General features: G+C 67.1%; 28 protein-coding genes. 19 read left to right on the top strand and 9 right to left on the bottom strand.

Annotated features, from left to right (window positions below):
* The first annotated feature begins 220 nt into the window (after window positions 1–220).
* The 14 genes from ACVWY1_RS01020 (at window position 221) to ACVWY1_RS00955 (ending at window position 10,038) form a co-directional block, all read left to right on the top strand.
* The gene (locus ACVWY1_RS01020) at window positions 221–754 is read left to right on the top strand and encodes a response regulator (RefSeq protein WP_173862474.1); all 534 of its coding nucleotides are present in this window, start codon (window positions 221–223) and stop codon (window positions 752–754) included.
* A gap of 54 nt (window positions 755–808) precedes the next feature.
* Window positions 809–2,497: a GspE/PulE family protein gene (locus ACVWY1_RS01015; protein ID WP_457377650.1), complete on the top strand. Its 1,689-nt coding sequence runs from the start codon at window positions 809–811 to the stop codon at window positions 2,495–2,497.
* Window positions 2,478–3,260, top strand: coding sequence for a hypothetical protein (locus ACVWY1_RS01010; protein WP_139671151.1), 783 nt, complete (start codon window positions 2,478–2,480; stop codon window positions 3,258–3,260). Before ACVWY1_RS01015 ends, ACVWY1_RS01010 begins: the two co-directional genes overlap by 20 nt.
* A 1-nt stretch (window position 3,261) precedes the next feature.
* On the top strand, window positions 3,262–3,804 hold the full coding sequence (locus ACVWY1_RS01005; RefSeq protein ID WP_110704238.1) for a pilus assembly protein: 543 nt from the start codon (window positions 3,262–3,264) through the stop codon (window positions 3,802–3,804).
* Entirely contained in the window at window positions 3,791–4,342 is a 552-nt protein-coding gene (gene pilO, locus ACVWY1_RS01000; protein ID WP_198754290.1) for a type 4a pilus biogenesis protein PilO, read from the top strand. The genes ACVWY1_RS01005 and pilO overlap by 14 nt, the downstream gene beginning before the upstream one ends.
* Window positions 4,342–4,845, top strand: coding sequence for a hypothetical protein (locus ACVWY1_RS00995; protein ID WP_277504269.1), 504 nt, complete (start codon window positions 4,342–4,344; stop codon window positions 4,843–4,845). Before pilO ends, ACVWY1_RS00995 begins: the two co-directional genes overlap by 1 nt.
* Entirely contained in the window at window positions 4,842–6,719 is a 1,878-nt protein-coding gene (locus ACVWY1_RS00990; RefSeq protein WP_046855690.1) for a secretin N-terminal domain-containing protein, read from the top strand. The genes ACVWY1_RS00995 and ACVWY1_RS00990 overlap by 4 nt, the downstream gene beginning before the upstream one ends.
* Complete coding sequence (locus ACVWY1_RS00985; RefSeq protein ID WP_258600835.1) at window positions 6,716–7,189, top strand: type II secretion system protein; 474 nt, start codon at window positions 6,716–6,718, stop codon at window positions 7,187–7,189. Before ACVWY1_RS00990 ends, ACVWY1_RS00985 begins: the two co-directional genes overlap by 4 nt.
* 5 nt (window positions 7,190–7,194) lie before the next feature.
* Complete coding sequence (locus ACVWY1_RS00980; protein ID WP_277504265.1) at window positions 7,195–7,569, top strand: type II secretion system protein; 375 nt, start codon at window positions 7,195–7,197, stop codon at window positions 7,567–7,569.
* Window positions 7,544–8,065 (top strand): type II secretion system protein, encoded by a 522-nt coding sequence (locus ACVWY1_RS00975; protein WP_457377649.1) that lies wholly within the window; start codon window positions 7,544–7,546, stop codon window positions 8,063–8,065. Before ACVWY1_RS00980 ends, ACVWY1_RS00975 begins: the two co-directional genes overlap by 26 nt.
* Window positions 8,062–8,457, top strand: a complete 396-nt coding sequence (csgE, locus tag ACVWY1_RS00970) for a curli production assembly/transport protein CsgE (protein ID WP_102685112.1) — start codon at window positions 8,062–8,064, stop codon at window positions 8,455–8,457. The genes ACVWY1_RS00975 and csgE overlap by 4 nt, the downstream gene beginning before the upstream one ends.
* The gene (locus ACVWY1_RS00965) at window positions 8,454–8,873 is read left to right on the top strand and encodes a curli assembly protein CsgF (protein WP_023632251.1); all 420 of its coding nucleotides are present in this window, start codon (window positions 8,454–8,456) and stop codon (window positions 8,871–8,873) included. The genes csgE and ACVWY1_RS00965 overlap by 4 nt, the downstream gene beginning before the upstream one ends.
* Window positions 8,874–8,905: 32 nt before the next feature.
* Window positions 8,906–9,757, top strand: a complete 852-nt coding sequence (locus tag ACVWY1_RS00960; protein WP_102685113.1) for a CsgG/HfaB family protein — start codon at window positions 8,906–8,908, stop codon at window positions 9,755–9,757.
* Between the two features lie 113 nt (window positions 9,758–9,870).
* Window positions 9,871–10,038: a DUF6021 family protein gene (locus ACVWY1_RS00955; RefSeq protein ID WP_173862475.1), complete on the top strand. Its 168-nt coding sequence runs from the start codon at window positions 9,871–9,873 to the stop codon at window positions 10,036–10,038.
* 1 nt (window position 10,039) lies between these two features.
* On the opposite strand, the gene ACVWY1_RS00950 is transcribed toward ACVWY1_RS00955, so the two are convergent.
* Entirely contained in the window at window positions 10,040–10,423 is a 384-nt protein-coding gene (locus ACVWY1_RS00950) for a winged helix-turn-helix transcriptional regulator (protein WP_102685114.1), read from the bottom strand.
* Window positions 10,424–10,552: 129 nt separating this feature from the next.
* Between ACVWY1_RS00950 and ACVWY1_RS00945 the strand changes: the two genes are divergently transcribed.
* The gene (locus ACVWY1_RS00945) at window positions 10,553–11,107 is read left to right on the top strand and encodes an ester cyclase (protein WP_457377648.1); all 555 of its coding nucleotides are present in this window, start codon (window positions 10,553–10,555) and stop codon (window positions 11,105–11,107) included.
* A 149-nt stretch (window positions 11,108–11,256) separates the two neighbouring features.
* On the opposite strand, the gene ACVWY1_RS00940 is transcribed toward ACVWY1_RS00945, so the two are convergent.
* A complete protein-coding gene (locus ACVWY1_RS00940) occupies window positions 11,257–12,231 on the bottom strand; it encodes a polysaccharide deacetylase family protein (protein WP_457377647.1) in 975 nt (324 codons plus the stop codon).
* Window positions 12,232–12,335: 104 nt separating this feature from the next.
* Between ACVWY1_RS00940 and ACVWY1_RS00935 the strand changes: the two genes are divergently transcribed.
* Window positions 12,336–13,214: a LysR family transcriptional regulator gene (locus ACVWY1_RS00935; protein ID WP_457377646.1), complete on the top strand. Its 879-nt coding sequence runs from the start codon at window positions 12,336–12,338 to the stop codon at window positions 13,212–13,214.
* Window positions 13,215–13,262: 48 nt separating this feature from the next.
* On the opposite strand, the gene ACVWY1_RS00930 is transcribed toward ACVWY1_RS00935, so the two are convergent.
* Together ACVWY1_RS00930 and ACVWY1_RS00925 are read right to left on the bottom strand one after the other, a co-directional pair.
* Complete coding sequence (locus ACVWY1_RS00930; protein WP_457377645.1) at window positions 13,263–13,514, bottom strand: hypothetical protein; 252 nt, start codon at window positions 13,512–13,514, stop codon at window positions 13,263–13,265.
* A gap of 28 nt (window positions 13,515–13,542) precedes the next feature.
* Complete coding sequence (locus ACVWY1_RS00925) at window positions 13,543–14,043, bottom strand: DUF4142 domain-containing protein (RefSeq protein WP_023631357.1); 501 nt, start codon at window positions 14,041–14,043, stop codon at window positions 13,543–13,545.
* A gap of 144 nt (window positions 14,044–14,187) precedes the next feature.
* Here ACVWY1_RS00925 and ACVWY1_RS00920 point away from each other — a divergent pair, with 144 nt between their 5' ends.
* Genes ACVWY1_RS00920 through ACVWY1_RS00910 form a run of 3 tightly spaced genes read left to right on the top strand, consistent with a single transcriptional unit; the run spans window position 14,188 to window position 16,833 of the window.
* Window positions 14,188–14,430: a hypothetical protein gene (locus tag ACVWY1_RS00920; protein ID WP_102685119.1), complete on the top strand. Its 243-nt coding sequence runs from the start codon at window positions 14,188–14,190 to the stop codon at window positions 14,428–14,430.
* Window positions 14,427–15,221 (top strand): exodeoxyribonuclease III, encoded by a 795-nt coding sequence (xth, locus tag ACVWY1_RS00915; RefSeq protein ID WP_277504260.1) that lies wholly within the window; start codon window positions 14,427–14,429, stop codon window positions 15,219–15,221. Before ACVWY1_RS00920 ends, xth begins: the two co-directional genes overlap by 4 nt.
* Before the next feature lie 43 nt (window positions 15,222–15,264).
* The gene (locus ACVWY1_RS00910; protein WP_457377644.1) at window positions 15,265–16,833 is read left to right on the top strand and encodes a sensor domain-containing diguanylate cyclase; all 1,569 of its coding nucleotides are present in this window, start codon (window positions 15,265–15,267) and stop codon (window positions 16,831–16,833) included.
* Between the two features lie 40 nt (window positions 16,834–16,873).
* On the opposite strand, the gene ACVWY1_RS00905 is transcribed toward ACVWY1_RS00910, so the two are convergent.
* The 5 genes from ACVWY1_RS00905 to hpaD form a co-directional block, all read right to left on the bottom strand.
* Window positions 16,874–17,833 carry a ribonuclease Z gene (locus tag ACVWY1_RS00905; RefSeq protein ID WP_457377643.1) on the bottom strand — a complete coding sequence of 320 codons (960 nt, stop codon included), beginning with the start codon at window positions 17,831–17,833 and terminating at the stop codon, window positions 16,874–16,876.
* A 135-nt stretch (window positions 17,834–17,968) separates the two neighbouring features.
* Window positions 17,969–18,769, bottom strand: coding sequence for a 4-hydroxy-2-oxoheptanedioate aldolase (gene hpaI / locus ACVWY1_RS00900; RefSeq protein ID WP_457377642.1), 801 nt, complete (start codon window positions 18,767–18,769; stop codon window positions 17,969–17,971).
* Between the two features lie 9 nt (window positions 18,770–18,778).
* Complete coding sequence (gene hpaH / locus ACVWY1_RS00895) at window positions 18,779–19,582, bottom strand: 2-oxo-hept-4-ene-1,7-dioate hydratase (RefSeq protein ID WP_457377641.1); 804 nt, start codon at window positions 19,580–19,582, stop codon at window positions 18,779–18,781.
* A gap of 7 nt (window positions 19,583–19,589) precedes the next feature.
* Complete coding sequence (locus ACVWY1_RS00890) at window positions 19,590–20,000, bottom strand: 5-carboxymethyl-2-hydroxymuconate isomerase (RefSeq protein ID WP_457377640.1); 411 nt, start codon at window positions 19,998–20,000, stop codon at window positions 19,590–19,592.
* 11 nt (window positions 20,001–20,011) lie between these two features.
* On the bottom strand, window positions 20,012–20,935 hold the full coding sequence (gene hpaD, locus ACVWY1_RS00885) for a 3,4-dihydroxyphenylacetate 2,3-dioxygenase (RefSeq protein WP_102685126.1): 924 nt from the start codon (window positions 20,933–20,935) through the stop codon (window positions 20,012–20,014).
* Between the last annotated feature and the right edge of the window lie 50 nt (window positions 20,936–20,985).

Genomic DNA, 20,985 nt, shown 5'->3' with positions numbered 1-20,985 from the left:
CCCATAGTTGGGGAAACCCTTCAGGGCAATGTGCCATCATCTTCCCCGGTTATGGGGAACGGCCAGCCGCCAAGGTCTGGGGTGACCGACGAGCTTCAACGATATCAGCGACTTGAAAGCGGTAAGCAGTGAATTTTCATGCCTGGCACGAAGCATGCTCAAGCCTCTACAAGGCCGCACTTCGCAGACCGGGAGACCGGGCAGTTCATGGGAGTGGACCTTGGTGAACAGAGTATTGGTAGTCGATGACGAACAGACCCTTGCGCAGAACCTGCAAGCCTATCTGCAGGCGCAAGGCCTGGAGGTCCATCTCGCCCACGACGGTACCACGGGTATCGAAGAGGCCGAGAGACAGGTACCGGACGTGATCGTGCTGGATTACCGCTTGCCCGACATGGAGGGGTTTCAGGTCCTGGAGACCGTGCGCAGGAACAGGCAATGCCATTTCGTGCTGATCACCGCCCACCCGACCGCCGAGGTCCGTGAGCGGGCCGCCGAACTGGGCGTGACCCATGTCCTGTTCAAGCCGTTCCCGCTGATGGAACTGGCCCGCGCCGTCTTCGACCTGATGGGCATCGAGCGCCAGCGCAGGAGCACCGACCAGCCGGCCGAAGGGTACGTCGAACGACGCCAGAACAGGAACGAGTCGTTCCCCTTGCAGTTGTACGATGGCAGCTGGGTCCTGGCCGACCGCCGACGCAATGGCGACAAGCCTGCCAAACCTGACGACGAACAACTGCTCACCGGGGAATAGCGGCGCCCAAGGCCCCCAGGCCCGCGGCGCCGCCCCTGAGCGGAGTCGCAGGCCATGTCCCAGGCATTCGATAAAGACCCACTGGACCCATCGCGGGGCTACCCCCGCGAACTCCTGGCCCAGGCCCGCCAGCAAGCCGGCCAAGAGCGTCTTCTGGCCTGCCTGGAACACCTGTCCAGCGACACCCCGGCCACCTTCACCCAGCGCCTGGCCATCACCCTGCATTACCCGGTGCTAGCCACCCAGGCCTTGTTCGCCTGCGCTCCGGCCTTCGACCGGGTCAGCCTGGCGCAGTGCCTGAAACACGAATTTGCCCTGGTCGAACACGAGGGCGAGCGGGTCGGTGTGTTCGCCGACCCCTTCGACAGCGCCCGCCTGGCCTGGATCGACGACCGCCTGCAGGGCGCGCCGCTGTACCTGGCCCACGCCGCCGACCTGGCCGCGTTCCTGGCCCGCCACGAGGAAAGCTTCCACGCCGTAGAGGCCCTCGGCCACGAGGCTGAACCCGGCAGTGAGGCCGACCCGCTGCAGCGCCTGTCGCTGACCAGCATCAGCGAAGACCAGAGCCGCGTGGTCAAGCTGGTCAACTCCACCCTGTACGACGCGCTCAAGCTGCACGCCAGCGACATCCACTTAGGGATGACCGGCCAGGGCCTGACCATCAAGTACCGTATCGACGGCGTGCTCAACGGTGCCGGCAAGGCCAGCGGCAGCGCCTTCGCCGAGCAGGTGATCTCGCGGATCAAGGTAATGGCCGAGCTGGACATCGGCGAGAAGCGCGTGCCCCAGGACGGTCGCTTCAAGGTGGCCATCGGCGAGCGGCAGATCGATTTCCGCGTCTCGATCATGCCCAGCATCTTCGGCGAGGACGCGGTGCTGCGGGTGCTGGACAAGCAGGACCTGTCCGACCAGGTCAGCGGCGTGCAGCTGCAGGCCCTGGGCTTCGAGGCGCACACCCTGCAGGCCCTGCGCCGGCTGGCCGCCGAGCCCTACGGCATGATCCTGGTCACCGGCCCCACCGGCAGCGGCAAGACCACCACCCTCTACGCCATGCTCAGCGAGATCAACCATGGCATGGACAAGATCATCACCATCGAGGATCCGGTCGAATACCAGCTGCCCGGTGTGCTGCAGATCCCGGTCAACGAGAAGAAGGGCCTGACCTTCGCCCGCGGCCTGCGCTCGATCCTGCGCCACGACCCGGACAAGATCCTCGTCGGAGAGATCCGTGACCCGGACACCGCGCAGATTGCCGTGCAGTCGGCGCTGACCGGGCACCTGGTGTTCACCACCATCCACGCCAACAACGTGTTCGACGTGATCGGCCGCTTCAGCCAGATGCAGGTCGACCCCTACAGCTTCGTCTCGGCGCTCAATGCCGTGCTGGCCCAGCGCCTGGTGCGCCTGGCCTGCCCGCACTGCGCGCAGGCCAGCGACCCGGATGACGACTTGCTGGCCGCCTCGGGCCTGACCCGTGATGCGGTGGCCGGCTGGCGCTTCGTGCGCGCCCAGGGCTGCGGCCAGTGCCGTGGCAGCGGCTACCGCGGGCGCAGCGCGATTGCCGAACTGTTGCACCTGGACGACGACCTGCGGCAGATGATCGTCGAACGTCGCCCGCTCTCGCAGATCAAGCAGCTGGCCTGCCAACGCGGCCTGCGCCTGTTGCGCGCTTCGGCCGTGGACCTGGTCCGCGATGGCCGTACCACACTCGAGGAGATCAACCGTGTCACATTTATCGCCTGATCGGTATTGCGCGGTGCTCGGCGCCGAGGGTGTCGGCCTGGGCCATTGGCACGGCCGGCAGCATCAATGGCTGGGCAGCCGCGCGTTCGCCTGCGACGCCGCCCAGCCGGCCTGGGCCTCGGCACTCCAGGCCCTGGCCGGGCTGCTGGGTGAGCATCCGGCACGCGGCGCGCAGTTGCGCGTGCTGCTCTCGGCCCGCTACAGCCGCTTCTGCCTGGTGCCCTGGAGCGATGCCATCGGTACCCCGCGCGAACTCGAGGCCTACGCCCGGGCCTGTTTCGAGAACCTCTACGGGCAGCCTCTGGATGACTGGCGCATCGTTCTATCGCCGGAGCCGGCCGGCGCCGCGCGCATCGCCACGGCGCTGCCCGAGGCGCTGCTCCAGGGCCTGCAGGCACTGGGGCGGGAAAGCCGCCTGAGCCTGCGCTCGGTGCAGCCGTACCTGATGGCCGCCTACAACCGCTGCTCGGCGCAACTGGCCCAAGGCGACTTCCTGTTCGTGCTGGCCGAGCCGCGCCGCAGCGTGCTGCTGCTGGCTTCAGGCGGTGCCTGGCAGCAGGTGCTGGCCCAGGGCTGCGCCGACAACGACCAGGCCCTGCAGGCGCTGATCGAGCGTACCTGCGAACTGTATGGCGAGCAGTTGCCTCGGGTGTACCTGCACGCACCGGGGCGCACGGCAGCCTCGCAACTGGCCGCGGTGCAGCTGTGCGCCGCCAGCGCCGAAGCCGATCCGTTGTGCGCCATGTGGCGGGCGGTGGCCTGACATGCGCCGCCTCGACCTGGAATTCCAACCCCGCCACAGCAGCCCCCTGGCCTGGTCGTTGCTGGCCCTGGGCGGCGCCGTGCTGGCCGTGCTGGTGCTGGCCCAGCAGCAACTGGTGAGCGAGCAGGTGCACCTGGAAGGCCGCGTGCACCAACTCGAACTCAAGCTTGGCCGACGCCCGGCCACCGCCGCGGGGCAGAGCAGCGCGGTGATCCGCGAGCAGGCCGAGCGCCTGGCGCAGATGCGCAGCGTCTCGCAGCAGTTGCAGCGGCCATGGCAGCAGCTGTTCGCCATGCTCGAGGCGATGCCGCAGGAAGACGTGGCGCTGCTCAGCCTTACCCCCGACGCCCGCAAAGGCCAGGTACGCATCAGTGCCGAGGCGCGCAACCTCGAGGCCATGCTGCAGTACCACCAGCGCCTGGAGCGCAGCGCCGAGCTGTCGGACGTGTCGCTGCTCAACCACGAGGTGGTGGCCGGGCAGGTCGAGCATCCGGTGCGCTTCAACCTCACCGCCACCTGGGAGACCGGCCATGCGCGTCCGTAGCCTGATCGTCCATGAAGCGCTGCGGCGCCTCGGCCGGGCAGGGCTGGCCGCGGTGCTGGTCGGCGGCCTGGCCCTGGCAGTCGCCCTGGCCGGGGTGCTGCCCCAATGGCAAGCGGTGCGCGAACTGCGTGCCAGCGAGGCCGATGCCAGCGTCCAGGTGCAGCGCCTGGCGCGTGGCGAGCTCAAGGTGCAGGCCAAGCCCGAGCAGCAGGCGCTGGACGACCTGCGCCAGCAACTGCCCGGCCAGCCCCAGGCCAGCGAGCTGATCGAGCGCCTGTACCACCTGGCCAGCGCCGAGCGCATCAGCCTGGCCCGGGGCGAGTACGCCCTGGGCGTGGACCCGAAGACCCAGCTGGCGCGCTACCAGATCGTCCTGCCGGTGCGCGGCAGCTACCCGCAGATCCGTGGCTTTCTCAAGGCACTGCTCGGCCAACTGCCGACCTTAGTGCTGGAAGACCTCGAACTGCAACGCAAGCGGATCGGTGACCGGGAACTGACCGGCCGTGTGCGCATGACCCTTTACCTGTCGAGGTCGTGATGAACACTCAGCGTGCGGTGATGTGGGCCGGGTTCCTGGGGTTGAGCGCGGCGCTGGCCTGGGCGCCGGGGCGCTGGTTCGGCGTGGTGGAGGATGAGCTGGCAGGCCCTGTCGCGGAGCAAACCCGCCCCCAAGCGACACCCACGAACGTGGCAGCGGGCTTGCCCCGCGATGAAGCCAAAAGCCCTTCACGCGACCTGTTCCCCAGCCAGCAATGGACCCCACCCCAGGCCCTGGCCACCGTCACCGAACAACCCGTGGTCACCACCCCGGAACCCGCCGCACCTACCGCCCCGACGCTGCCGTTTCGTTTCATCGGTCGCATGGGTGAGCGCGACGACCTGCAGATCTTCCTGCAGAGCGGCGAAAAGCTCTACGTCGTGCGCCAGGGCGATGTGATCGACGAGACCTACCGTCTGGACCGCGTCTCGGCCACCGAGCTGAGCCTGGTCTACCTGCCACTGCATCAGCCACAGACTCTGTCTGTCGGGAGCGCACCATGAAACCGTCGAAGTTGTGCAAGCCTGCGCCGTTCGTGCTCCTGGCCCTGTGCGTGGCCATCGCCGGATGCGGCTCGAGCGCCGCGCGCAAGGACAGCCAGGAACTGATCAAGGAAGGCCAGTACGAGGCCGGCATCGCTCGCCTGGAAGAAGCCCTGCGCGAAGATCCGCGCGACACCGAGCTGAACATCGCCCTGGCCCACGGCCGCCAGGCCGCGGTCGAGGCACTGCTGACCCAGGCCGACAGCGACCGCGTGCGCCACGACTTCGCCGGCGCGCGCATGGGCTACGGTCGGGTGCTGACCATCGAGGCCAACAACCGCCGCGCCCAGGAGGGCATCCGCCAGCTGGAGCTGATCCGCACCCTCGACGACCGTGTCGCCCTTGGCCAGGCTGCATTGCGCCAGGGCGACCTGTTCGGCGCCGAGCGCTACATGCGCGAGGTGCTGCGCCTCGACCCGCAGAACCAGAAGGGCCAGATGCTGCGCAGCGACATCGAGAACGTCCAGGCCCGTACTGCCACGCCTTACCCGCAACTGCGCAGCAAGCTGGAGCGCCCGGTCACCCTGGAGTTTCGCGATGCCGACCTGAAGACCATCTTCGAGGTGCTGGCCCAGGTCGCCGGGATCAACTTCATCTTCGACAAAGACCTGCGCCCGGACATGAAGGCCACCATTTTCGTGCGCGAGGTGCGCATCGAGGATGCCGTGGCCCTGCTGCTGGAGCAGAACCAGCTGCGCCAGAAGATCGTCAACGACAACACCTTGCTGCTCTACCCGGACTCGCCGCAGAAGACCAAGGACTACCAGGAACTGGTCATGCGCACCTTCTACCTGACCAGCATCGACGCCAACACCGCGCTGAACATGGTCAAGACCATGCTCAAGACCCGCGACGTGTTCGTCGACGAGCGCCTCAACACCCTGACCATGCGCGACACCCCCGACGCCGTGCGCATGGCCGAGAAGCTGCTGCAGTCCCAGGACCAGTCCAACCCCGAGGTGGTGCTGGAAGTGGAGGTGATGGAAGTGGCCACTTCGCGCATCCTCGACCTCGGCCTGCAATGGCCCAACACCTTCGGCGTGCTGACCAGCGACGGCAAGTCGGTGAGCGTGCTCGACCAGCTGCGCGGCATCGACTCCAGCCGTATCAGCATCTCGCCGGCGCCGCAGGCCAAGATCAATGCCCAGGACAAGGACATCAACACCCTGGCCAGCCCGGTGATCCGGGTCAGCAACCGCGAACAGGCGCGCATCCACATCGGTCAGCGGGTGCCGATCATCAGCGCCACCTCGGTGCCCTCGACCCAAGGCCCGGTGATCACCGAAAGCGTCACCTACCTGGATGTCGGCCTCAAGCTCGAAGTGCAGCCCACCGTGCACCTGAACAACGAGGTGGCGATCAAGGTGGCCCTGGAAGTGAGCAACGCCACGCCCCTGGAGGCCACGCGCCAGGGCACCATTCCGGTCCAGGTCGATACCCGCAACGCCCAGACCAGCCTGCGCCTGCACGATGGCGAGACCCAAGTGCTGGCCGGCCTGGTGCGCAACGACCACAACGCCAGCGGCAACAAGATCCCGGGACTGGGAGACATTCCCGGCCTGGGCCGGCTGTTCGGCAGCAACAAGGACGACATGAGCAAGTCCGAACTGGTGCTGGCGATCACCCCGCGCATCGTGCGCAACCTGCCTTACCAGAGCCCGTCTGACATGGAGTTCGCCACCGGCACAGAATCGGCCCTGCAGGTGCGCCAACTGGCGCAACCGGCGCCGGCCAGCGCGCTGCCCGCCGACGCCCCGGCTGACGAGCCAGCCGCGGCGCCGCTGGTAGAGGGGCAGATGGCCGTGGTGCCTGCCGCCGCGAGGCCACGGCCATGACACGCCGCCAGCAGGGTTTCAGCCTGATCGAAGTGGTACTGACCCTGGCATTGCTCGGGCTGCTCGCCACCATGGCCGCGCCCTTGACCGAGACCGTGGTGCGCCGGGGCAAGGAGCAGCAGCTGCGTGAGGCCCTGTATCAGCTGCGCGACGCCATCGACGCCTACAAGCGCGCCTTCGACGCCGGCTACATCGAGAAGCGCCTGAACGCCAGCGGTTATCCGCCGAACCTGCAGGTGCTGGTGGACGGCGTGCGCGATGTGCGCAGCGCCAAGGGTGCGAAGTTCTACTTCCTGCGTCGCATCCCCCACGACCCGCTGCGCGCCGCCAAGGACGACGACCAGGGCGGCTGGGGCCTGCGCGCCTACGACAGCGCGGCCGACAGCCCGCGTGAGGGCGAGGATGTGTTCGACGTGTATTCCAAGGCCAGCGGCAAAGGCCTGAACAACGTGCCCTACGGGCAATGGTGACGGCGATGAAAGCGAGCAGAGGCTTCACCCTCATCGAGCTGCTGGTGGTGATGGCGATCATCGCCACCCTGATGACCATCGCCATGCCGCGCTACTTCAACAGCCTGGAGGCCTCCCGCGAGGCCACCCTGCGCCAGAGCCTGGCGGTGCTGCGCGAGGCCCTGGATCACTACTACGGCGACACCGGGCACTACCCCGATTCGATCGACCAGCTGGTGGAGCAGCGCTACCTGCGCAACACCCCGGTCGATCCGATCACCGAGCGGCGCGATGCCTGGCAGCTGGTGCCGCCGCCCGAGGGCGTTTCCGGCGCGGTGGCCGACATCAGGAGCGGAGCAACCGGGAGGGCGCGCGATGGCAGCCTCTATGCCGAATGGTGAAGCCGGCTTCACCTACCTGGGCGTGCTGCTGCTGATCGCCGTCAGCAGCATGGCCCTGGCGGCCACCGGCACCCTGTGGGCCACCCGCGTGCAGCGCGAGCACGAGCGCCAGCTGCTGTGGGTGGGCGGCCAGTACGCCCAGGCCCTGCGCAGCTACTACCGCGCCTCGCCGGGCCTGGCCCAGTATCCGCAGGACCTTGGGGAGCTGGTGGAAGACAACCGTTTCCCGTCGCCGCAGCGCCACCTGCGTCGGCTCTACCCGGACCCTGTCGGTGGCGGCGAAGAATGGGGCCTGTTGCGCGCGGTCGATGGCCGCATCACCGGGGTGTACAGCCGCTCTGACGCCGCGCCGCTCAAGCGCAGTGGATTCGATGCCCAGTGGAGCGCCTTCGAGGGGCTGGAGCACTACAGCGACTGGCAGTTCGTCGCCGAGCAGGCCTTTGCCGAGAGCGCCGCTGGCGCCCGTCCACACGCCGGCCTGGGAGAGACGCCATGAAACGCCTGGCCGCGCGGGTGTGCCTGTGCCTGGCCCTGTTGCATGGCCAGGCGCAGGCCGGGGCCGAGGACGAGATGATGGGTTTCATCGTCGACAACACCATCTCGCACATCGGCCACGACTTCTATCACGCCTTCAGCGACCGGCTGCGCGCCACCAGCCGACTCGACTTCAACCTGGTGGTGCGCGAACGCCCGGATGCCCGCTGGGGCAGCCTGGTGACGGTGGAGTACGAACGCGAGGTGCTGTACCGGCGCTTCCTGCCGCCCAACACCACGCAACTGAATGACGAGGCCATCGCGGCCGCCGACCTGGTCAGGCAGCAGATCATCCAGCGCAAATTGCAACGGCTGCTGCAGGACACAACCGATCTGGAGAGGGACGAGCTATGAGCAACCACCTTGCACGACGCATCGCCGCCTGCCTGCTGGCCGCCGGCCTCGGTGGCCAGGCCCTGGCCACCGAGCTGGTGTACACCCCGGTCAACCCGTCCTTCGGCGGCAATCCGATCAATGGCGCCTGGCTGTTGAACAACGCCCAGGCGCAGAACGACTACGACGATCCCGACCTCAAGGACCGCAGCTCGGCATTCGCCGGCACCTCGGCCCTGGAGCGCTTCAGCAACCAGCTCGAGTCGCGCCTGCTCGGGCAGTTGCTGGACAACATCAGCAACGGCAACACCGGCAGCATGTCCACCGACGCCTTCCTGATCGACGTGATCGACGATTCCGGGGCGCTGAGTATCAAGGTCACCGACCGGGCCACCGGGGAAGTCTCGATCATCGAGGTCAGCGGCCTGAACCCCTGAGAGGGACGGGTCTTTACTGGGGAGAGAACGCCATGAAACGCCTGCTGAGCACACTGCTGATCCTCACCGCCCTGGCTGGCCTGCAAGGCTGCGGCCTGCGTGAGCCGATGCCCGCCGAACAAGACCCTGAGACCCCGACGCTGACACCGCGGGCCTCGACCTACTACGACCTGGTCAACATGCCCCGGCCCCGCGGCCGGCTGATGGCGGTGGTATACGGCTTCCGCGACCAGACCGGGCAGTACAAGCCGACTCCGGCCAGCTCGTTCTCCACCAGTGTCACCCAGGGGGCGGCGAGCATGCTGATGGACGCCCTCAACGCCAGTGGCTGGTTCGTGGTGCTCGAGCGCGAGGGCCTGCAGAACCTGCTGACCGAGCGCAAGATCATCCGCGCCTCGCAGAAGAAGCCTGACGTTGCCGAGAACATCCAGGGCGAACTGCCGCCGTTGCAGGCGGCCAACCTGATGCTCGAGGGCGGCATCATCGCCTACGACACCAACGTGCGCAGCGGCGGCGAGGGCGCCCGCTACCTGGGCATCGGCCTGTCCCGCGAGTACCGGGTCGACCAGGTCACGGTCAACCTGCGGGCGGTGGACGTGCGCACCGGGCAGGTGCTGGCCAACGTGATGACCAGCAAGACCATCTACTCGGTCGGGCAGAACGCCGGGGTGTTCAAGTTCATCGAGTTCAAGAAGCTGCTCGAGGCCGAGGTCGGCTACACCACCAACGAGCCGGCGCAGCTGTGCGTGTTGTCGGCCATCGAAGCCGCGGTGGGCCACCTGCTGGCCCAGGGCATCGAGCGGCGGCTGTGGCAGGTGGCCGGGGACGGGGCGGGGGACAAGGCGGTGCTGGACAAGTACCTGAGTCAGTACCAGCAGCAGTAGCGGGCAACGGGGGCACGTGGTCCGTCGACGCCCCCGGCAGTCGGCATTTCAAAGCAAATCAAACTTTGCAGCCGTGGCGGTATCTCCATTGAACGCAACCGGGAGAAATCACCATGTCAGATCCACGCCAATCGCCGGCCAAGCAGGGCCCGCACTCATCCGAGCAGGCCACCGCGCCCGACGACCTCGGCTTCGACCCGGACTCGCCGGATGTCGATGACCCGCAGGTTGATCCCCAGGGGCCGGCCAAGCCACCGAGGGATGTCGAAAAGGAGGCCTGAATCATTCGGCGCATTGGTCATACAGCCGGCGTGCCAGAAGAATCGCCGGCATGTTCGACTCCGCCCACTGCGCCAGACGCTCCACCGTACCGCCCAGTGTCGCGCCCAGTTCGGTGAGGGCGTATTCGACGGTGGGCGGTACGCTCGGATGCACCTGGCGCTCCACCAGGCCGTCGCGTTCGAGCCGCTTCAGGGTTTGCGACAGCACCTTCTGCGATACACCGGCGATATCTCGGCGCAGCTGGTTGAAGCGCACCCGCTCACCGGCGCTGAGGCGGTCGATGAGCAACAGCACCCATTTGTCGGCGAGGCGGTCGAGCACCAGGCGGGCCGGGCAATTCGGGGCGAACACGTCGTAGGCGGGGCATTCGCGGTAATGGGCCATGGGTTACTCCAAGGTAATCAGGTGAGTGAAAAGTGCCTTCTTGAGCGCCTGGGCGGGACTGGTTAGGCTTTTATCCATGGTTCGCGGCCGCGCCATACCCACCCGTTGAATGCACTGAAGGAAACTGAGATGAACACCGAACCCAAGGCTTCGGCGCTGCGTGCTGGCCGCTGGATCACCCTGCTGCTGCTGAGCGCGGCGGCCAATCCGGGCAATGCCGGCGAGCTGGTGACTCCGGCCACCCTGGTCGTGGACCGCAGCCTGCCCAAGGCCCAGCTGGAGCAGCAGATCCTCGCCGCCCGCCGCTACGACACCTTCTGGAACACCGGCGACGAGGCCATGGCCCGCGCCGCGCTGGCCAGCGACTTTCGCGACAACACCCTGCCACCGGGACGGCCACAGGGCGTGGAAGGGCCATTGAGCGCTTCCAGGGCATTTCGCGCAGCGGTGCCGGACCTGCGCTGCGAGGTGCTGCAGATGATCGTCGCAGGCGACCGGGTCACCGCGGCGCTGCGTTTCACCGGGCACTTCAGCGGCAAGCTGGGCGAGCACCAGGGTCAGGGTCAGGCCATCGACTTCATTGCCATGGATATCTACCGTGTCGCCGAGGGCCGGATCGCCAAGGACTGGCATCTGGAGGACAACCTTGCGTTCATGCGGCAGGCGGGGTTGGTTGGGCGTTGAATACCCGGGCCGGCCTTGATCCAGGGTTGTCAGGACTGGCCTCATCGCCGGCAAGCCGGCTCCCACAGGTTCAGTGCATGGCGTGACATTTGCGCGGTCGGTGTGGGAGCCGGCTTGCCGGCGAAAGGGCGCGAAGCCCCCCCTGTCGGTCAGGCGAACACCCGTGGCGGATTGACCGGCGTATCGGCCTGGGCAAGGGCCCAACGGGCAATCTCGTCCTTGCGCATGAACGCCACGCCGGCATGGCCGCGGGCATAGGTGAAGAACTGGTCCAGCGCGCGGACCACGGTAGGTGTACCGCCGATGCGGTCATGCGCCGACAGCGACATCAGCCGGCGCCGTTGGCGGCCTTCGGCATAAAGCACGTCGAACTCGTCCTTGAGCTCCTGCAACAGCGCGGCGCCGGTCATCGCCGTGGACCCGGCAATACGACCGATGTCGTTGTTGCGCAGGGTGTAGGGTACTACCGCGAAAGGCTTGCCGCGCACCGGGATGATCGAGGGTTCGTCGCGGGCCAGGTCGTCGATGTGGTAGAGAAAGCCGAGGTCCTGGAGAATGTTCAACGTTTCGCGGGAGTGACGCATCCAGAACGCGTTGAAACCCACCGGGCGTTGGCCGGTGACGCGCTCGATGATGGCGCTGGCCTGCTCGTACTGGCGACGCTCCTCCGCCGGCGTCAGGCTGTACTGCGGAGCCCAGTGCAGGCCGTGCCCGGCGGCTTCGTGGCCGCGCCTGACCACCTCGGCCGCCAGCTCCGGGTAAGCCTCCACAGCCTTGCCGACCATGTGCGAAGTGACCTTGATGCCATGCCGGTCGAACAGCGCGAGCAGGCGCGGCACGCCTTCCAGCGGGCCATAGCGGTACCAGCTGGGGGCGATGGTGTCGGGGTAGCGTGAATCCAGGGGCGGGAAGGGGCTTTCGGCGTGTTCCGGCTGGCCACCGGATTCGAATTGCAACGACACGGAAATCACCAGTTGCGCGCCATTGGGCCAGAACCCCTTGCCCTCGGCGCTATCGGGCGGCGCCCCGGTGCTGCCGCTTGGCTCTTTCGCCAGTACCGCGCCCGCCGCCACGGCGATGCCGCCGGCGAGGGTGCCTTTCATGAAATCTCTTCTGCTGGTCATCGGGTTGCTCCTGTGCGGGTGTCGATGCCGGGCAGTGTAATTAGCGAGGAAATCACCAATAATCAGGTGAAAGTCAAAATCATATTTCGGGAAAATCGAAAAGCATGCTGGATAACCTGGCGTTGTTCCTGACCATCATCGAAAAAGGCAGCCTGTCGGCGGCAGGCCGCGAGCGCGGGCTGTCACCGGCCACGGTGTCCGAGCGCCTGGCGGCGCTGGAGGCACACTACGGGGTGGCGCTGCTGACCCGCAGCACCCGTTCGCTGAGCCTCACCGACGCCGGCCGGCAACTCGCCGAGGGCGCACGGCGCCTGCTGGCCGAGGCCGACGAGCTGGAAAGCCGTCTCAGAGACGGCCAGCAGAAGATCTCCGGGTTGGTGCGCCTGAGCGCGCCGGTGGACCTTGGCCAGCACTGCATCGTGCCGCTGCTCGACCGTTTCCTGGCCGAGCATCCGCAAGTCTCGATCGACCTGGACCTGACCGATGGCTACGTCGACCTGGTGGGGCAGGGCATCGACTTCGCCATCCGCTACGGCACCCTGGCCGACAGTTCCCTGCGCGCACGGCCCCTGGGCGACAACCGCCGGGTGGTGTGCGCCGCGCCCGACTACTTGCATCGCCACGGCACGCCACTGCACCCGGACGACCTGGCCCACCACGATTGCATCGTCATGCGTTTCGGCATCCACGCCGAACGGGTCTGGCCATTTCGCCTGGACGGCGCGGCTTACCCGGTCGGCGTGCGCGGGCGGCGGGTTGCCAACAGCGGCGAGCAGGTGCGCCGCTGGGCGCTGGATGGGCACGGGCTGTGCCTGAAATCGCTTCGCGATGTGTGCGACGACCTCGACAATGGCCGACTGGTCGAAGTGCTGGAGGACTTCAGCGCCGGGCAGGTGGCGCTGCAGATCGTCTACGCGCCGACGCGGGTGCAGCCACGGCGGGTGCGGGCGTTGATGGAGGCAATCATCGAAGGCCTGCGCTAGCCCGCCCCGTGGCAGTTGGCCGAACCATTGCCACAGGGCGGACCAGCATCAGCCTTCGGCTTGCCTGGCGGCCTCGACACCGGCGGACGACAGCTTGATCGGGTAGTTGACGCTGAGCGCGTGTCCGGATTCGACACTCACGCTGCCATCGTGGATCAAGCCTTGCTCCTGCAAGGTCTTGAGCATGCCGGCCACGGCTTTCTCGCCGCGGTAGTTGTCCAGCACTTCCTTGCCCAGCCCTTGTGGATGGGCGTGCAACAGGCGGGTCAGGACTTCCGAACGCAGTGCATCATTGCTCATGGGAGCCTCGCTTTTTCAGTGGGGCGGGTTACTGGCCGTGCTTGGCCTGTAGTTCCTTGGCATGCTTCAAGTGCTCTTCGAGCTTGGGCAGGGTCTCGCCGGCGAAAGCCTTGAGCTCGGCCTTGTCGGACGAGGCGGCCTCCTTCCTGAACAGTTCCACGGCTTTCTCGTGGGCCTCGACCTGGTTGTTGACATAGGAGCGGTCGAACGACTCGTCACGCCACTCCAGGATCATCTTCTTGACCTTGTCGGTCAGCGCCGCTTCATCGGGCACGCTGATGTCGAGTTTGCGGGCGATGTCGCCGAGCTTCTGGTTGGCCTGGGTGTGATCGGTGACCATCTGCTGGGCGAAGGTCTTGATTTGCGGGTCCTTGCTCTTGTCCAGCGCCAGCTTGCCGGTCACCACCTCGGCGATGCCGGCCTCGGTGGCGGCGTCGACGAAGTCGTCCGACGAGGCGGCCATGGCCTGTAGCGACGCCATGCCCAGCACCATGGAAAACCCGACCCGCTTGAGGAACAGATTGCTCATCTGTGACTCCTTATCCGTTGGCGCGACGTCAGTGTCGCGTACGGTTGAGGGCCGGCGGCGGGCAAAGGTTTAATTTTTCTGCGTGCTTTGAACCGATGATGACAAGCAAGGCTCACACCTTCAAAGGTGCAGAGGAACCCGACCATGAGCATCGAACGCAGCATTCCCGAACTCGAGGCCTGGTACGCCCAGTACGACGATGCCAGCTATCGGCGCGAATCGCCCGACGCCTATCACCATGAATTGCTGCGCACGGCCGAGGCGCTGCGCGATGATGGCGCGATCGACTGGGACGACTGGCTCAAGCTCAAGGAGCTGGCCGACCAGGCCCACCTGGGGGCACTGCAAGACGCGGTGCAGGCCCGCGTGGACGACCCCGACGCATGAAAGCGCTGAAGATCGCCACGTTCAATGTCAACGGCATCCGCAGCCGGCTCGACAACCTGCTGGCCTGGCTGGCGCGTGAGCAGCCCGACATCGTCTGCCTGCAGGAACTCAAGGCCAGCGACGCGCAGTTTCCCGGTGAGGCCATCGAGGCTGGCGGCTACGGCTGCCTGCACTTCGGCCAGGCGTCATGGAACGGGGTCGCCATCCTCGCCCGCGCCAGCCAGCCCCTGGAGGTGCGCCGCGGCTTGCCGGGCATGGAGGATGACGGCCAGAGCCGTTATATCGAGGCGGCGGTGCACGGCGTGCAGGTGGCCTGCCTGTACCTGCCCAACGGCAACCCGCAACCGGGCCCGAAGTTTGCCTACAAGTTGCGCTGGTTCGAATGCCTGATCGCCCATGCCGACACGCTGCGCGGCGCCGATCACCCTGTGTTGCTGGCGGGGGACTTCAACGTGGTGCCCACCGACCAGGACATCTACAACCCGAAATCGTGGCTCAAGGACGCGCTGCTGCAGCCCGAGTCACGCGCTTGCTACCAGCGTTTGCTGGAGCAGGGCTGGAGCGATGCGTTGCGGCAGTTGTACCCGCACGAGCGGGTCTACACCTTCTGGGACTATTTCCGTAACCACTGGCCGCGCAACGCCGGGCTGCGCATCGACCACCTGCTGCTCAACCCGGCCCTGGCGCCTTACCTGAAGGACGCCGGGGTCGACGCCTGGGTGCGCAACGAGGCGCACGCCAGCGACCACGCGCCGGTGTGGATCAGCCTCGGCACACGCAAGCGGCGCTGAACTATAGTCATTGGCGGCCAAGGGTCGATGACAAGGGACTTCAATGCGCGCAGTCAGGAAACAGACCGAGGACGGCCTCTTCCCGGTGACCGGCGAGGGCCGCGCCGTGTCGCTGTTCCGCCTGATGCTCAGCTTCATGGCGGTGGTGATGCTGGCTTTCGTGCTGGTCGAGGGCTGGCGGATCTGGCGCGACTACCGGCAGGTGTTCACCAATGCCGAAAACGCGGTCAGCAACCTGGCCCGGGCCACCGCCCAGCATGCCGAGGATGCCATCCGCCAGGTGGACGCGATCACCGCGGCCTTGGCCGAGCGCCTGGAGGGCGATGGCTTCGCCCATGTCGACCGACCGCGCCTGCACGCGTTGCTCAAGCAGCAGGCGCAGATCATGCCGCAACTGCATGGCCTGTTCGTCTATGGCCCCGACGGCGGCTGGATCGTCACCGACAAGGATGACGTGCCAGCGGGTGCCAACAATGCCGACCGAGATTATTTCATCTATCACCGCACCCATCCCGACCGTCAGGTGCGTATCGGCACGGTGGTGCGCAGCCGCTCCACGGGTGACCTGATCATCCCCATCTCGCGGCGCCTGGAAAATGCCGACGGCAGCTTTGCCGGGGTGTTGCTGGGGACCATCAAGGTCGACTGGTTCGTGCGCTACTACGGCGACTTCAAGATCGACGAACGTGGCGCCCTGGTGCTGGCCAAGCGCGACGGCACCATCCTCGTGCGCCGGCCGTTCGTCGAGCTGGTGATCGGCCGCAGCCTGGCGGCCAGCGACATCTTCCGCAAGTACCTGCCCCATGCCAGCGAAGGGGTGGCCGAGGCGGTGGCGGTGGTCGATGGCACGCCGCGCCTGTACGGGTTTCGCGCACTGAGCAGCTACCCGCTGGTGGTGGAGGCGGGGTTGTCGCGCGAGTCGATCATCGCGCCGTGGCGCCATGACATGATCAAGTCGGTGGCGGTGCTGGTCCTGGTACTGATCGGCCTGGCCGGCTTCGGCTGGATCGTCCTGCGCCAGTTGCGCGAGCGCATCGCCATCGAGCGTGCCCTGCACCAGGCCCACCAGACCCTAAAGGCGCTGGCCTTGACCGACAGCTTGACCGGGCTGGGCAACCGCAGGCGGCTGGATGCGGTGCTGGAACCGGAGATACGCCGGGCGCGGCGACAGGGCTATGCCCTGGCCCTGGTGATGCTCGACCTGGACTGCTTCAAGGCCTACAACGACCGCTACGGGCATCCGGCCGGCGACCAGTGCCTGCGCCGCTTCGGCGAGCTGTTGCGCCAGGCGCTGAAACGCCCGGGCGACCTGGCGGTGCGTTATGGTGGCGAGGAGTTCACCTTGCTGCTGCCCGATACCGATGCCGCAGGGGCCAGCCAGATCGTGCAGGAGATCCTGCAGTTGCTGCGCCGGCAGGCCATCGAGCACGGTGGCAGTCCGTTCGGCCATGTCACGGCCAGCGCCGGAATTGCGGTGGGTGCGCCGACGTTGGCGACGGTGACCCCGGAAAACCTGATGGCGGCGGCGGATGCGGCGCTCTACCAGGCCAAGCGGCAGGGGCGTGATCGCTACTGCCTGGCGGCCAGTGTGGAGCAGCATCCGGCGCATTGAAGCCATCGCCTGAGGTCTGTCATGGCGCCAAGGTAGGGCCTTACTCCACCTCGACCAGCACCCCGTCACGGCCAATCCGATAGCGCGCCAGGTCCCGGGCCAGGGTCAGGTGCCCCTTGTAGTGCGCCAGCGCCTCATCGCGTACCTCCTCGATGGAACCGCCGCGCCCACCGCCCGACTGGTAGCGGGCGCTGAAGTGCGTCAGCACCAGGTTCTTCACCCCCACCATCTCGCCGAAGCGCGCCACAGCGGCGGCGGTGCTGTGGCCGAAGCTGGCCTGGGTGCGTTCGACCAACGGTTGGGTGAAGGTGGCTTCGTGGACCAGGACGTCAACGTTGGCGGCCAGTTCGCTCAACAATTCGGGGCGGTCGTTGTCACCACAGACGATGATGCGTTGCGCCGGGCGCGTCGGTTGCAGGTAGGCCTGCGGGTCGATCTGGCGACCTTCGTGCTCGACCGTTCGGCCACGGACGATCTGCCCCCACAGCGGCCCGGCGGGGATGCCGTCGGCGCGCAGGCGCTCGGTGTCCAGGTGCGGTTGCGGGTCGCGCTCCTCGAACACGAAGCCGTAGGAGGGTACCCGGTGCGACAGCTCGACCACGCCGACCTGGATGTTACCGTGGCTCAAGCCACCAAAGGTCTCCAGCGCCTGCATCTGCAACTCGAAGGGCAGGTAGGTGTCGCTGACCTCCAGGCTCTGCCGGACCCAGGGGTGCAGGTCGGCCGGCAGGACCAGCACCAGTGGCTCCTTGCGCCCTGACATGCCGGCGCTGGCCAGCAGCCCCGGCAGGCCGAAGCAATGGTCGCCGTGTACATGGGTGATGAAGATGGCGCGCAGGTCGCGCACCGACAGCGGGCTGTGCAGCAGCTGATGCTGGGTGCCTTCGCCGCAATCGACCAGGAACCAACCGGTGCCGGTGGCCTCGATGACCGCGGTCGCGCTGACGTTGCGGGCCTTGGTGGGCACCCCGGAGGAGGTGCCCAGAAACTGCAGGTCCATTGCCTGACTCCTTGATTCGACGTTGTCGCGACCCCGCAGGGCGGGGCGCGCGGAGGCTAGCATGGTGCTGCCGGGCGAGCCAGCAGTGCTTCACCGGATCGCCCCAACATCGAGCTTACGCGCTACAAGGCCAGGCTAGTAGACACCGCCCTGGGCGATGGCGGCGGTCCCTGCCTTGAACGTGCCCGCCAACCCCTGCAAGCCGCGCATCAGCACCGTGGTGTCGACCCCCACCGCGACGAACGCCGCGCCCAGTTCGATGTAACGTCGGGCCAGCGTCGTGTCGGCGCTGAGAATACCCGCCGCCTTGCCGGCCCGCGCGATGCGCACGATGGCATCCTCGATGGCCGCCTGGACCTCAGGATGCCCCGGATTGCCCCGCTGGCCCATGGCGGCGCTGAGGTCGGCGGGGCCGATGAACACGCCATCGACGCCTTCGACGGCGCAGATTGCATCGAGGTTGGCCAGCCCTTCGCGGTTTTCCACCTGCACCAGCAGGCACATCTGCTCGTCGGCCTGGTCCAGGTAGCCGGGGATGCTGTTCCAGCGCGACGCCCGCGCCAGCGCGCTGCCGACACCGCGCACGCCGTGGGGCGGGTAGCGCATCGCCCGCACCAGCTGACGTGCCTGCTCGGCGCTTTCGACCATGGGCACCAGCAGGGTCTGCACGCCGATATCGAGCAACTGCTTGATCAGCGCGGTATCGCCGATCACCGGGCGCACGATGGGCTGGGCCGGGTAGGGCGCCACCGCCTGCAACTGGCCGAGCAAGCTGCGCAGGTCGTTGGGCGCATGCTCGCCATCGAGCAGCAGCCAGTCGAAGCCGGCGTTGGCCGCCAGCTCCGCGCAATATGGGTCGGCCAGGCCGAGCCACAGGCCGATCTGTGCCTGGCCGTCGCGCAGGCGTTGCTTGAAGGTGTTGATGGGCATGTCCATGGGCGCTCCTCAGACGAAACGGCAGGCGATCGAGCCAAGCTGGTCGTAGTCGACGTGAAAGGTGTCGCCGGGACGGGCGGCCACCGGGCGGGTGAACGAGCCGCCGAGAATGAGCTGGCCGGCTTCCAGGCTCACGTCATGTGCCGCCAGCTTGTTGGCCAGCCAGGCCACGCCCTTGGCGGGGTGGTTGAGCACCGCCGCCGACACGCCGGATTCCTCGATCACGCCGTTGCGGTACAGCACCGCCGGGACCTTGCGCAGGTCGATATCGCCCGGCCGCACCGCACGCCCGCCGATGACCACGCCAGCGTTGGCGGCGTTGTCGGAGATGGTGTCGAAGACCTTGCGGGTGACGCCGCTGAGTGGGTCGACCTGCTGGATGCGCGCATCGATGATCTCCAGCGCCGGGATCACCCACTCGGTGGCGTCGAGCACCTCGAACAGGGTCACGTTCGGCCCCTTGAGCGGCTTGCCGAGGATGAACGCCAGTTCCACCTCGACCCGGGGCACGATGAAACGCTCGAAGGGAATGTCGCGGCCTTCCTCGAACAGCATGTCGTCGAGCAGCGCGCCGTAGTCTGGCTCGCTGATGTTCGAGGAGACCTGCATGGCCCGGGAGGTGAGGCCGATCTTGTGGCCGACCAGCTTGCGGCCATCCTTGATCTTCTGCGCCACCCAGGCACGCTGGATGGCGTAGGCGTCCTCGATGCCGATCGAGGGATGTTCCAGGGAAAACTGGCCGACCTGTTCGCGGGTGCGTTCGGCCTGGTCGAGGCGGGCGGCGGCTTGCTGGATGATACGGGCGTCGAGCATGGAGACCTCAGGGCTGGCGGGTGAACAGAGGGTGCAGGCTGCTGTGCTTGGCGTCGTAAACCTGGGCCTGGCTTTCGTCGATCTGCAGGGTCACGCCGACCGGGCGACATTCCAGCAGCGCGTCCAGGTGCCGGCGCAACACCGCCAGCAGCGCGTCACCGACCTGCTGGTGCACCGCGGCGCTGCGGCCAGCGCCCATGCGCAGGTTGGCGTAGACGAAACCGTAGGCACCGCGGCCATCGGCGATTGCCGCATGGGCGGCGGGGTAGGCCAGCACACGGGTGCCGCCGGTGGGGAACACCTGGCGATGGTGTTCGTCGCGCTGGGCGAGCATGCAGTCGGCCAGGGCGCGGCATAGGCCTGGCATATCGGCGTCGGCTTCGATATCCGGGCTGTAGAGCAGGACCAGATGGGGCATGGTGATGCTCCTTACAGGCGGCTTGTGGAGGTGACGCCGGCCCGGTTCGAGGCCTGGGCGGCAGGGATCGCGCTGCCATCCTGCGGGGTGACCGGGAAGATCGCGTTGATCTGGCCGGTGCCGGAGGAACCGAAGTACGGCGTCACCACCTCGGCCTTGCCGTCGTATTTCGACCAGCCGAGCGCGCCGAGCAACATGGCGGTGTCGTGCATGAAGCCTTCGCCGTGGCCCTTGACCGCGTACTCGGGCAGCATTGCGCAGAAATCGGCCCAGTCGCCGTCCTGCCACAGGCGCACCACGCGGTGGTCGAGGGTTTCCAGGAACGGGCTCCAGACCTTGGTGGCAAAGTCCGGGGCCTGGCCGTTCTGGGCGAAACGGTGCGACAGCGAGCCGCTGGCCAGGAAGGCCACGGTGCCGTCGTAGTGTTCCTCGACCGCCTTGCGCATGGCCCAGCCCAGGCGCGCGCTGTCGTTGAGGTAGTGCGAGGTGCACAGCGCCGAGACCGAGATCACCTTGAAGTGCTGGTCGGTGTTCATGTAGCGCATCGGCACCAGGGTGCCGTACTCAGGCGCCAGCGTGGTGGCGTCGTGGGCCATGGTTTCCACGCCCAGGCGATTGCACTCGTCGGCGAGGATGCGTCCCAGCTCGGGGTTGCCGGGGAAGCCGTAGTTCATGTTGGCGATGAAGTGCGGCAGTTCGTTGCTGGTGTACAGGCCTTCGAAGTGCGCGGCGCAGTTGATGTGGTAGTTGGCGTTGACCAGCCAGTGGGTGTCGAACACGACGAGGGTGTCGACGCCCAGTTCGCGGCAGCGCCGGCCGATCTCGAGGTGGCCGTCGATGGCCGCCTGGCGAAAGCCCTGGCGCGGGCCGGGCAGTTCGGACAGGTACATCGACGGCACGTGGGTGATCTTGGCGGCGAGAGCAAGTGTGCCCATGGGAGTCTCCGGTAACGAGTTGTTGTTATGTATCCATGGCGAGGGCTTCG

The sequence above is a fragment of the Pseudomonas sp. TE6288 genome, from assembly GCF_054062095.1.
Note: the sequence above shows the minus strand (reverse complement) of the source record. Positions and strands in the feature narration are given on the sequence as shown.

What these genes read in the sequence shown, in the direction of transcription:
- ACVWY1_RS01015 (WP_457377650.1), top strand. Translation starts at nt 809, where the DNA reads ATGTCCCAGGCATTCGATAAAGACCCACTGGACCCATCGCGGGGCTAC.
- ACVWY1_RS01005 (WP_110704238.1), top strand. Translation starts at nt 3,262, where the DNA reads ATGCGCCGCCTCGACCTGGAATTCCAACCCCGCCACAGCAGCCCCCTG.
- pilO (WP_198754290.1), top strand. Translation starts at nt 3,791, where the DNA reads ATGCGCGTCCGTAGCCTGATCGTCCATGAAGCGCTGCGGCGCCTCGGC.
- ACVWY1_RS00995 (WP_277504269.1), top strand. Translation starts at nt 4,342, where the DNA reads ATGAACACTCAGCGTGCGGTGATGTGGGCCGGGTTCCTGGGGTTGAGC.
- ACVWY1_RS00990 (WP_046855690.1), top strand. Translation starts at nt 4,842, where the DNA reads ATGAAACCGTCGAAGTTGTGCAAGCCTGCGCCGTTCGTGCTCCTGGCC.
- ACVWY1_RS00985 (WP_258600835.1), top strand. Translation starts at nt 6,716, where the DNA reads ATGACACGCCGCCAGCAGGGTTTCAGCCTGATCGAAGTGGTACTGACC.
- ACVWY1_RS00980 (WP_277504265.1), top strand. Translation starts at nt 7,195, where the DNA reads ATGAAAGCGAGCAGAGGCTTCACCCTCATCGAGCTGCTGGTGGTGATG.
- ACVWY1_RS00975 (WP_457377649.1), top strand. Translation starts at nt 7,544, where the DNA reads ATGGCAGCCTCTATGCCGAATGGTGAAGCCGGCTTCACCTACCTGGGC.
- csgE (WP_102685112.1), top strand. Translation starts at nt 8,062, where the DNA reads ATGAAACGCCTGGCCGCGCGGGTGTGCCTGTGCCTGGCCCTGTTGCAT.
- ACVWY1_RS00965 (WP_023632251.1), top strand. Translation starts at nt 8,454, where the DNA reads ATGAGCAACCACCTTGCACGACGCATCGCCGCCTGCCTGCTGGCCGCC.
- ACVWY1_RS00960 (WP_102685113.1), top strand. Translation starts at nt 8,906, where the DNA reads ATGAAACGCCTGCTGAGCACACTGCTGATCCTCACCGCCCTGGCTGGC.
- ACVWY1_RS00955 (WP_173862475.1), top strand. Translation starts at nt 9,871, where the DNA reads ATGTCAGATCCACGCCAATCGCCGGCCAAGCAGGGCCCGCACTCATCC.
- ACVWY1_RS00950 (WP_102685114.1), bottom strand. Translation starts at nt 10,423, where the DNA reads ATGGCCCATTACCGCGAATGCCCCGCCTACGACGTGTTCGCCCCGAAT.
- ACVWY1_RS00945 (WP_457377648.1), top strand. Translation starts at nt 10,553, where the DNA reads ATGAACACCGAACCCAAGGCTTCGGCGCTGCGTGCTGGCCGCTGGATC.
- ACVWY1_RS00940 (WP_457377647.1), bottom strand. Translation starts at nt 12,231, where the DNA reads ATGACCAGCAGAAGAGATTTCATGAAAGGCACCCTCGCCGGCGGCATC.
- ACVWY1_RS00935 (WP_457377646.1), top strand. Translation starts at nt 12,336, where the DNA reads ATGCTGGATAACCTGGCGTTGTTCCTGACCATCATCGAAAAAGGCAGC.
- ACVWY1_RS00930 (WP_457377645.1), bottom strand. Translation starts at nt 13,514, where the DNA reads ATGAGCAATGATGCACTGCGTTCGGAAGTCCTGACCCGCCTGTTGCAC.
- ACVWY1_RS00925 (WP_023631357.1), bottom strand. Translation starts at nt 14,043, where the DNA reads ATGAGCAATCTGTTCCTCAAGCGGGTCGGGTTTTCCATGGTGCTGGGC.
- ACVWY1_RS00920 (WP_102685119.1), top strand. Translation starts at nt 14,188, where the DNA reads ATGAGCATCGAACGCAGCATTCCCGAACTCGAGGCCTGGTACGCCCAG.
- xth (WP_277504260.1), top strand. Translation starts at nt 14,427, where the DNA reads ATGAAAGCGCTGAAGATCGCCACGTTCAATGTCAACGGCATCCGCAGC.
- ACVWY1_RS00910 (WP_457377644.1), top strand. Translation starts at nt 15,265, where the DNA reads ATGCGCGCAGTCAGGAAACAGACCGAGGACGGCCTCTTCCCGGTGACC.
- ACVWY1_RS00905 (WP_457377643.1), bottom strand. Translation starts at nt 17,833, where the DNA reads ATGGACCTGCAGTTTCTGGGCACCTCCTCCGGGGTGCCCACCAAGGCC.
- hpaI (WP_457377642.1), bottom strand. Translation starts at nt 18,769, where the DNA reads ATGGACATGCCCATCAACACCTTCAAGCAACGCCTGCGCGACGGCCAG.
- hpaH (WP_457377641.1), bottom strand. Translation starts at nt 19,582, where the DNA reads ATGCTCGACGCCCGTATCATCCAGCAAGCCGCCGCCCGCCTCGACCAG.
- ACVWY1_RS00890 (WP_457377640.1), bottom strand. Translation starts at nt 20,000, where the DNA reads ATGCCCCATCTGGTCCTGCTCTACAGCCCGGATATCGAAGCCGACGCC.
- hpaD (WP_102685126.1), bottom strand. Translation starts at nt 20,935, where the DNA reads ATGGGCACACTTGCTCTCGCCGCCAAGATCACCCACGTGCCGTCGATG.